The sequence below is a fragment of the Actinoplanes couchii genome (genome assembly GCF_016862075.1).
Classification (GTDB): domain Bacteria; phylum Actinomycetota; class Actinomycetes; order Mycobacteriales; family Micromonosporaceae; genus Actinoplanes; species Actinoplanes couchii.
The window spans coordinates 1-9,801 of record NZ_BOMG01000158.1 but is presented as its reverse complement, the minus strand read 5'-3'; the positions used below and the strand labels follow the sequence as shown (position 1 = coordinate 9,801).

7 protein-coding genes are annotated in these 9,801 nt (G+C 65.6%); 5 read left to right on the top strand and 2 right to left on the bottom strand.

The window, feature by feature from the left end; all coding sequences use genetic code 11:
* Positions 1-427, bottom strand: a 427-nt coding sequence (locus Aco03nite_RS51925; RefSeq protein WP_203810595.1) for an MCP four helix bundle domain-containing protein, incomplete at its 3' end; no start/stop codon positions are given.
* A 222-nt stretch (positions 428-649) separates the two neighbouring features.
* Here Aco03nite_RS51925 and Aco03nite_RS51920 point away from each other — a divergent pair.
* From Aco03nite_RS51920 to Aco03nite_RS51905, 4 genes are all read left to right on the top strand, one after another.
* Positions 650-799, top strand: coding sequence for a hypothetical protein (locus tag Aco03nite_RS51920; RefSeq protein WP_203810593.1), 150 nt, complete (start codon positions 650-652; stop codon positions 797-799).
* Positions 800-909: 110 nt separating this feature from the next.
* Positions 910-1,251, top strand: a complete 342-nt coding sequence (locus tag Aco03nite_RS51915; RefSeq protein ID WP_203810591.1) for a hypothetical protein — start codon at positions 910-912, stop codon at positions 1,249-1,251.
* A gap of 250 nt (positions 1,252-1,501) precedes the next feature.
* Positions 1,502-3,061, top strand: coding sequence for a methyl-accepting chemotaxis protein (locus tag Aco03nite_RS51910; RefSeq protein WP_203810589.1), 1,560 nt, complete (start codon positions 1,502-1,504; stop codon positions 3,059-3,061).
* Between the two features lie 177 nt (positions 3,062-3,238).
* Positions 3,239-5,500, top strand: a complete 2,262-nt coding sequence (locus Aco03nite_RS51905; protein ID WP_203810587.1) for a putative bifunctional diguanylate cyclase/phosphodiesterase — start codon at positions 3,239-3,241, stop codon at positions 5,498-5,500.
* A gap of 58 nt (positions 5,501-5,558) precedes the next feature.
* Here the strand turns inward: Aco03nite_RS51905 and Aco03nite_RS51900 are convergent, their stop codons facing one another.
* Positions 5,559-6,545 carry an IS481 family transposase gene (locus Aco03nite_RS51900; protein WP_203810585.1) on the bottom strand — a complete coding sequence of 329 codons (987 nt, stop codon included), beginning with the start codon at positions 6,543-6,545 and terminating at the stop codon, positions 5,559-5,561.
* Between the two features lie 1,467 nt (positions 6,546-8,012).
* Here Aco03nite_RS51900 and Aco03nite_RS54500 point away from each other — a divergent pair.
* Entirely contained in the window at positions 8,013-9,593 is a 1,581-nt protein-coding gene (locus Aco03nite_RS54500; protein ID WP_203810583.1) for a GAF domain-containing protein, read from the top strand.
* Positions 9,594-9,801: the final 208 nt, after the last annotated feature.

Here is a 9,801-nt window from a genome sequence, read left to right as displayed (position 1 = left end):
CCGGCAGCAGCTGCTCCTGCACCACCTTCACGTACGACTCCCACAGCCCTTCGAGCGCGTTGACGTCGGCAGCGCCGCCGGACGGCCCGGCCGCCCGGTACTGCGCCATCGCCTCGTCGAAAGCGACCGCGTCGGCGCCGAAGGCCTTGGTGTATTTCTGCGTGCCTGCCGCATCGGTGGCGAGGGCCTGGTTCGATACGTCCAGGCGGGCCTTGAGCACGGCCGCCCGGACCCGGGAGATGGACGCCACAGCGACCAGGTTGCGACTGTAGATCCGGCGGGCCGAGTTGCTCACCGAGGAGAGCGCCATCAGGCCGGCGATCCCTACGGAGATGGCCACAAGCGATGCCAGCCCGACCGCGGTGAGGATCTTGACACGGGTGGAGAGGTCACTGAACCGGGGACGAAGCGATGTTGCAGCGGGCATGAGCGGATCCTTCGACAGGGGAGCACTGCGTTGGTGGTCTGTTCGACCAAGCCGTCCGCGAGGTGCGAATCCTCTGCTATGAATCCAGTTGCCGTTGCGGTGCCGACCCCACGACGTTCAAGGGCCGTGAACGACACCATGAGCAGGCGCACGGGGCTGGAAGTACCCGGCCAAGTCGCGACACATATCGTCGGGGCGCGTTCACGGACTGGCATGCGTGCGATGCGTCCCGTCCATCGCCGCCAGCACGTCCTCGATCTGCCTGCCCCGATCATCGCCACCGCACTCGGCTACCACCAGGTCACTACCGCCCGTCTCGCCGCCGAAGCCGGCACCCCCTGGGCAAACTATGCCCCGCTCCGGGCTCCTTGAGGTTCACCAGCGGATCGGTTAGATGGCCGCTCAAGTCAGAGCGGTCGTAGCTGGAGATCTCCTGATTCTCCGGCGCGCATGATCGAACGGCCACCGCATAGGCTGCACCGATGTTCACGGGGATCGATGACATCGACTGGGGTTCGCTGGAGCATGCACGCGGATCGGCCGAGAACGTGCCGGGCTGGATCCGCGGCCTGACCGATCCCGATCCCGAGGTGCACATGGCGGCGCTGGAGGCGGTGTTCGACGTCCTCTGCTACGACGATCACGTTTACGACTCGACGTTGGCCGCCATGCCGTACCTCATCGAGGTTCTGACCATACCGGGACTTCCGGCCCGGCATGGGCTGGCGTCGCTGCTGGCCGGCGTCACCCGCCGCGACCTCGAGGCCAGGAGGCGGCCGGAGTGTGGAATCTGCCGCCGGGGCCGTCTGTGCCTGCGGTGGTGAACACCTGGCGGTGGCCTGCAGGTCATCGAAGCGACGTCTGAGAATCTGCGGGGCTGGGGCGGTGTGTGGGGTCGACGACCTGGCCGCAGCCGGGGTCGGTGAATGTGGACACGCTGCTACCAGATTGCTCCTGACTTGTGCGCTTTTGCACCACTGCGTAGTGGGTGATGTGGTGTTGCGCTGCCGATACATCTTCAGTCCAGTGCTCGCTTTAGGCGTGTCACCTCTTTGCGTCGAAGGATGGCATCTCGTGGCTCGTTTCGCTGATCTTGGCGTTGCCAAGCGTCTCTCACTGATCGTGGTCGCTGGTGCGGTGACTCTCGGCGCAGTGTCCGGTGCCGGGATGTACACCCAGGCCACCATGGCGGAACAGGCGGAGCTGACCGCTTCCCTGCTTCGGGGCAAGGCCGCTCTCAACCATCTCGACACCCGTGAGAGCGAACTGAAGGTGGACGCCCACCGGGCCGCCGCCGGGGACGACGTCACCCAGGACGTCGCTGACGACATCGCCAGCGTGAACGAGGCGTTCACGGCCCTTGACGACGCCGGCATGCCCGCCGGTCTCGATGCCCAGGTCGCCCAGGTCCGGGACGAGGTGCAGGGGTTCACCGACTTCATCGCCGGGTTCACCAGGACGGCTGCCGAGGACCCGAAGGTCGCCTCCGGGCAGACCGCGCAGATCGGCGAGAACAACGATGTGGTGGACGACGCGCTCAGCGCGCTGCACGACCAGATCGACGCTGCAGTCGGCCGTGAGCAGGCTGACATGCAGAGCACCATCAACCGGGGCCGTACGATCTCGATCGTTATCGCCCTGGTGGGCCTGGCCCTGCTGATCGTGCTGTCCATCCCGCTGGTCCGTTCGATCCTGCGTCCCGTCACTGCGGTCGGCCGGGTCATCGGTGCACTTGCTGCCGGTGACCTGACCCAGCGCACCGGCGTGTCCAGCCGTGACGAATTCGGGCGGATGGCGGCCAGCCTCGACAGCACCCTGGACGGGTTACGGGAGAGCGTCACCACGATGAGCGGCAACGCCGACACGCTCGCCACCGCGTCGAGTGAGCTGGCCGAGGTCGCGGCGCGGATCGCCGGTGCGGCGCAGAGCGTGACGGCGCAGACCGGGGAGGCGGACTCGGCGGCGAGTGAGATCAGTTTCAACGTGCAAACCGTGGCGGCCGGTTCCGAGGAGATGCGGGCCGCGATCGCGGAGATCTCCAACAACGCCAGCGCCGCGGCGCAGACCGCCGGGACGGCCGTGACCGAGGCCCGTACAGCGGGTGAGGTGATCCGCAAGCTGGGGGAGTCCAGTGCGGAGATCGGCAATGTCATCAAGGTGATCACCGCGGTCGCTGCGCAGACCAACCTGCTGGCGCTGAACGCCACCATCGAGGCGGCCCGCGCCGGCGAGATGGGCAAGGGCTTCGCCGTCGTCGCCAACGAGGTCAAGGACCTGGCCCAGGAGACGGCCAAGGCGACCGAGGACATCAGCGCTCGGGTCGCCGCGATCCAGGCCGACGCGTCTAACGCCGTCGATGTGATGGACCGGATCAGCCTGGTCATCGAGCAGATCAACGACTATCAGACGACCATCGCCTCCGCGGTCGAGGAGCAGACCGCCACGACTGCGGAGATGAGCCGCAGTATCGGTGAGGTGTCGGCCAGCAGCAGCGTCATCGCCGGCAGCATCAGCGACGTCGCCACCGCGAGTGCCTCGACGCTCGACGGGGTGAACCAGGCCAACGCCGCCGCCGGTGAGGTCAAGACGGCCGCCGCCGCCCTGCACTCCATCGTCAACCGATTCACCGTCTGACCGAGCGATCGAGCTACTTTGATCTTGAACTGGCGGGTCGCTCGACGTGGCGAGGGGGCGATAGATGGCCTATCCGATCACGGCCAACGATGTCGAGAGCGAGGAAAAGCCGTGCAGCGTCTATGGCGGTGGATTCGGAACGGCCCGATGGTTTCAGGTGGGGTAATCGTCGTCCTGATGACTACCACCTGGACCATCATCGGATTGCGGCACCAGTGGGAACATCCGGTCATCGGCTGGCTGCTCCTGCCCGCAGGCGTCATACTGTCGGCGTTCGCCTGTTGGCGGGCGGCTCAGGCACCGTACCTCGACGACGGGACACGGCGGTTCTGGCGCCATCTCACCATGGCATGTGGTCTATTCCTTGGCGGCATCGTCGCGAACACCGTCGACGCGGTCGGTGGAACGGCTCCCTCGCAGCGCATCGGCCCGATCACCCTCACCTGGTATCTCGCCGTCCTCGCCGTCACGCTCTGGGCCCTGCTGCGCCTGCCGTCCTGGCAGCGCACGCGAAGCGATTGGCTGCGGTTCAGTCTCGATGCCTGCGTGGTCCTGGTCACGAGCACCGCCATGGTCTGGCACTTCTCGCTGCGCGATCACCAGCAGTGGACGGCGCAGACCGGGTCGGCCGGTGCGATGCTGGCCATCGTCGTCGTCGGCTGCATCTCCGGGGTGACCTTTGTCAAGGTGGCCTTCGCCGGCGCCGGGCGGCTCAACCGGCGCGCGCTGCACATCCTCGCCGGGGGCAGCGCCGCCAGCACGGTGGCCGGGAGCCTGACGCCATTCTTCAATGACTACCCGTATCTGTCCACCAGCCTCATCGCGGTGCCGGTGGCCACACTCAGCATTCAGCTGGCCGCCGTCGCGCAGATCCGGGACAGCGGCGGGGAACCGCGCGAACGGCGCCGGTCCCGCTGGGGTGTCGGCATTCCCTACCTCGCGGTCGTCGCCATGAACGTGCTCCTGCTGACCACCGGCCCGGCAAACGCGGCCGAGAGCGTCATCGTCAAGATCGGCGCCGTCGTCAGCACCGTCCTGGTGCTGATCCGCCAGATCACCGTGCTGCACGACAACCGGCGGTTGCTGGACACCGTTGACGGCAACCTCACCGAGCTACGCCGCTTCCAGGAGGAACTGACGTATCAGGCCTCCCACGATCACCTCACCGACGTCGCGAACCGGACGTCGCTGGACGCCCACCTCGACCGGTTGCTGACCGGGGGCACCCCGGTGCACGTCGCCCTGCTCGACCTGGACAACTTCAAGACCGTCAACGACCGGCTGGGGCACCGGACGGGCGACCGCCTGCTGCAGACGGTCAGCGCCCGGCTGACCGCGACGGTCGGTGCGCACGGCCTGGTGGCCCGTCTCGGCGGCGACGAGTTCGCCGTGGTGATCTTCGACGCCGGAGCGGCCCCCGTGACTGCTCTGCTCGACCGGGTGCTGACAGCGCTGCACCGCCCGGTCGAGGAGATCGGGTCGCTGCCGCGCTACAGCGCGAGTATCGGCGTCACTCAGTCCCGGCAGGACGACACCCCCGAGGAACTGCTACGACGGGCGGACGTGGCGATGTACGCCGCGAAGGAACTGGGCGGCGGGCGCGTCCACTGGTTCGACGCGGCAATGGACGACCGCGCCGCGGATAGCGCACGCCTCAGCGCCGACCTGGAGCAGGCCCTTACGCACGGTGAGATGTTCCTGCTCTACCAGCCGATCGTCGAGTTGCCCAGCCACCGTCGCGCCGGTGTCGAGGTCCTGCTGCGGTGGAGACATCCCCAGCGGGGCCTGATTGCGCCGGACGTGTTCATCCCGATGGCCGAACGCAGCGGGCTCATCCTTGACATCGGCCTCTGGGTGCTGGAGAACGCCTGCCGACAAGGTGCCCTCTGGCAGCACCGGTACGGCGACGACGCACCCGCGAAGGTCAGCATCAACGTGTCGGCTCTGCAACTCGCCGAGCCCGGCTTCGTCGCCGACGTCGAGGACATTCTGGCTCGTACTGGGGTGGACCGTTCCCGGCTGATGCTGGAGATCACCGAGACCGCCGTCCTGGACTCCGGCCCCGCGCTCGCCGCCGTGCGCGAACTGCGACAGCGGGGTCTGCGCGTCGCACTGGACGACTTCGGCACGGGCCAATCCTCGCTCAGCCTGCTGCTCGACTGCCCCGTCGACGTCTTGAAGGTCGACAAGTCATTCGTCAGCGGCAGCGCCGTCAGCAATGCTGGCGCGGCCATCGTCGAAGGCCTGATCGGTTTCACCAGCCGTCTTCACCTGGAGGCGGTGGCGGAGGGCGTGGAGACCACCGAGCAGGCCGAGCACCTGCACTCCGCCGGCTACCGATTGGCGCAGGGTTACCTGTTCGGCCGGCCAATACCCGCCGAAGCCGTCGAGGCCGCAATCGACGAGACCGTTAAGAAGAAGTCGTTGTCCGTTGGCTAGTGCACGGCACTTCGGCGGGCTGGTTCTGAGCGCTAGGTGTGCAACTGCCGGAGGTCACTTACGCCTGGGTCTGGGTCTTCTGCTTGAGGCGTTCGTAGGGCGTTTGCCCGTCGAGGGCGCCGTGGGGGCGATGGTAGTTGTAGTAGTCCTCCCATTCGCGGAGTTTGTCGTTGAAGACGCCGGTGTCGTCGATGACGACGCCTTCGAGCATGCGGTAGAACCCTTCGACATCGATACGGTGTGAGCGTTCGACCTTGCCGTTGAGGTGCGGTGATGCCGGCTTGATGTAGGTGTGGGCGATGTTCTTGTCGAGGACGTGCCAGTGGAACTCGGTCTGGAACTCGGCGCCGTGGTCGGTCTGGATGACCTCGACGCGGAACGGCAGGCGTTCGAGGACGTAGTCCAGGAACTGGATGGCGGTCTTCTGGTCGCAGCGCGGGTAGATCCTGAGTACGCGCAGGCGGGTGCAGTCGTCGATCGCGGTGAACTGGTAGTACTTGGCGCGGCGGCGTTGTTTGGGCAGGGTGCCGGTGATCGGGGCGGTGGCCGCGGCTGGCTCGGGCAGCCCGATGGGTTCGATGAATTTCACGTCGATCTGCAGCTGGTTGCCGGGAAGCGGCTTCTCGTAACGCTTCCAGCGTTTCTCGCGTCTGGTGTGGTGCTGTGAGGCAGGTAGCCGGTTGAGGCCGAGGCGGACCAGGATGTTGTAGATCGCCGAGCTGGTGATCGTGATGTCGTGGTACCGCTTCAAGTGCATCTGGATCTTGACCGGGTCGAAGTGGTAGTTCTGCCTCAGGTAGGCGATCTTGTTGATGATGTCGGCATGGGTGGCGTTCGGGCTGTGATGCGGGGCGCTGGAACGGTCACGCAGGCCGGCCAGGCCCTCGTCCTGGTAGCGGCGCAGCCACTTATAGAACGTGGGACGGCTGATGCCGTAATAGCGGCATGTCCTGGCGACGTTGCCGGTGATTTCCTCGGCATAGCGCAGGACCGCCAGACGATGCTGAGCCTGCCGGTCCTGCCTCTGTTCGAGTGATGGGGGCACGTTGTCTCCTACGGATAGGAGACCCAGAAGTGTCAACAACCTCCGGCAGTTTTAGACCTCCATAGTTGCGGAAACGACGGGGCCGAGTGGTGAAGGGCCGGCGTGCCCGCGGACCGTACGAACGCGGGCTCTTTCAACGTGCCATGACCCATCCTGAGACACCGCAATATCAACAGCAGTATTCAACGATTCTCGAACATGAGCTCGCCCCGTTGGACGGACTTGCTTTGAACCGCTGGCCTCGCCTCACCCTGGTAGACAGGGTGAGGCGGCTTTCGGGTGAAACCGGGTCCGGATCGCCGTTGACAGAGGCAAAGTGGGTTACGGTTCTGTCGCTGCTGAGCGGCGCCCTTTGCTCGTGTGATGCCTATCCGGGGAGCCGTATGCCGTCAACGCGCCTACTGTGTAGAGCCCGTCTTCGGGCTGGGCGGGCCTGTGTCGTCCGCTGGGTGCGACGCCTGCTGGCTGTTGTCACGGTTTCCGTGCAAGGCCCCGCAGCGCAGTCGGTGACGGCGCCGGTGGTCACTGACCCGTCAGCGGACGCGTTGCCAACGCTGCCCGGGCGTCCGAGTGCCGCGATGCTCGCCCACCAGCGCAATGCCGCCTCACACCGTCTCCCCAGCACCCCGAAGGGCGTCCGGCATCGCAGTGACTTGAAAATCACCGATGATCTAGCCGGCCCGTGGTCGGAGTGAAGGCCCGGATCCGTAGCTCTCCGCCGCTGGTCGCCATCGAGGTGGCAGTGCGGGATTTGGGCTCGCGGCCAGGCGACCTCGCCAACATCATCTTCATGGACTCCGAAATCATCAGCGCCGTCCTTGGCGGCTACCTCGGCGTTTAGGGCATCGTCTCGGTCTTTCGGCTGACCAGTGCCAATGCCATGAACAGGCGCTTTCTGCTGGTGGAGCTGTAGGGACTCCTCTGCCTCGACATCGCTGGCTGCCGGGACGGCACTACGGCACCGCCGAGTGGCCCGCTACCAAGACTCACCCGCCCTTCTTTCGGTGTCGAGTCCGTTTTTCGTGATCGTCGGCTCGTCTAATACCGGGCTGGAACGCTGCGCAGAAGCCTGAGTCGTGGGTTCTGCCGTGGACATCGGGCTGGGGCGGGTTCCGAATGGCTCGTCGTCCGTCGCGGTGTGTGCCCCATCGCCGTCACGATGTGCTGTGCCCGGCGTCGGCGGTCGAAAAGCCACGGCCGCCCTGGAATGGCGTCACCGGTAGCGGCGGTTCCCGGCCGACGATGCGGAGGGGAGGGCGGCACCCCTCGTCGACGGGACCGTTCTGCATCGAGGGCCCGATCGGTAGGCGGGTAGTGTCAGGCGCTGGTGCGGAGGACGCCATAAATCTATTTTCTTCTATTCGCGAAAGTCTGTCTTCTCGCGCTTTTCTAACCTCTGATGCGGGTCCTGCCGATGGAAGTTTTGATCGCGGCCCGGCCGGGCCATCTCCGGATGTGTGGCTTTGGATGGGGCTTTCAGATATGGGCTTGTTCGGGTCGGGCCGTAAGGCCGCGTTGCTGCATGCTCAGCAGCAGTTGACCGAGTCGCAGGAGAACACCGCGGCGGTGTTGAAGATCGTGCAGGCCTTGGGCGCTGCGCACTCCGTTGATCAAGCCGTGATGGCTGCTCTCGATACGATCCGCGACAGCTTCCAGTGGTCGTATGGATCATTTTGGAGGCTCGACACTGCCGGCCGGGTGCTGCGGTTCGCGGTCGAGTCTGGTGATGCCGGTCCTGAGTTCGGTGCCGTTACTCGGTCAGCGTCGTTTGCTGAGGGAGTCGGGCTGTCCGGGCGGGCGTGGCGGTCGAAGGATCTTGTCTTCGTGCCGGACTTGAGTCAGTTGACCGACTGCGTGCGTGCGCCAGTGGCGGCCAAGGCCGGGGTTCGCAGTGGGGCCTGTTTCCCTCTCATGGAGGGCGGCCGGATCGTTGGCACGATGGACTTCTTCACCACCTCGGACGCCGTTCCGTCGCAGCAGCGGTTGGATACCCTACGCACGGTGGGTTTGCTGGTCTCCCAGTGCATCGAGCGGTTGGCCTATTCCGCCGGTCAGCAGGAAGCCGCCGCTGATGCGAACGCTGTAGCGGTGGTATTGCGCGCGGTCTCGGAGTCCACCAATGCCGAGGACGCTGCCCGGACGGCCCTAGAAGCAATCCGGACGGAGTTCGGATGGGCCTACGGTTCGTATTGGCACATCGACTCTCGTGACAACGCGCTGCACTTCGTCGTGGAGTCCGGCACGGCGGGTGAGGAGTTCCGGCGGGTCACCGAGCAGGCGAGCTTCACCGAGGGCGTAGGGCTGGCCGGTAAGACCTGGCGCAAACGGGATCTGCTGTTCGTGCGTGATCTCGGAGAGATGACCGACTGCGTTCGCGCACCAGCGGCGCAGCGTGCCGGCGTCAAATCGGGTGTATCGCTGCCACTGATCGTCCGCGACAGCGTCATCGGCACGATGGACTTCTTCACCACCGACGCCATGGAGGAATTGTCCGACAGCCGGGCCAACGCTCTGCGTAACGCAGTGTTCTTGGTCGCCGAGGCGATGCAGCGTATCGAAGAAGCGAACCGGATCAGTGCTGCAGGCGGTGAACTCGTCACTTCCATTGAGGAGGCGGAGCGCAACGTCATCGACGCGACCCTAGTCGCCTCTGAGGCGCAGGTGATGACAGCGGACGCAAACGAATCGGTGCGCCGGCTCGAGGCATCCAGTGGCAAGATCGGCGCGGTCGTTAAGGTGATCACGAGTATCGCCGAGCAGACCAACCTGCTCGCCCTCAACGCGACGATTGAAGCAGCCCGTGCCGGTGAGCTCGGCAAAGGGTTCGCCGTGGTCGCCGGTGAAGTCAAGGAACTCGCGCAGAGCACGGCCCGTGCCACTGAGGATGTCGGTAATCTGGTCACCGCGATCCAGACTGATGCGGGCACTGTTGTGCAGGCGCTTACCAAGATCAGCACGGTGGTCGATCGGATCAATGAAACCCAAACGACGATCAGTGGTGTCCTGACCGAGCAGGCCGCCGTCACTCGTGACATCGTCCGGAGTTGATCGGCGCTGGGCGCACACGTCACAAGACGGTGGTGCCCGTCACCGAGGTTTCGCGGGTCATCGTTTAGAGGTTCTTGTGTGCCGGCAGCGGGCGGCTTCGTCGATTGCGGCGGTCCGCTTTCGTGTGCAGGTAGCTATTACTGGCCGGTGGTGCCGACCGTAGGCCGCCGGGTTGTGTGTTCGCGACCCTACGCCGACTCGACCTCGG

Coding starts and splice junctions, on each gene's coding strand:
- Aco03nite_RS51920 (WP_203810593.1), top strand. CDS start 650: ATGCGTCCCGTCCATCGCCGCCAGCACGTCCTCGATCTGCCTGCCCCG.
- Aco03nite_RS51915 (WP_203810591.1), top strand. CDS start 910: ATGTTCACGGGGATCGATGACATCGACTGGGGTTCGCTGGAGCATGCA.
- Aco03nite_RS51905 (WP_203810587.1), top strand. CDS start 3,239: ATGACTACCACCTGGACCATCATCGGATTGCGGCACCAGTGGGAACAT.
- Aco03nite_RS54500 (WP_203810583.1), top strand. CDS start 8,013: ATGGGGCTTTCAGATATGGGCTTGTTCGGGTCGGGCCGTAAGGCCGCG.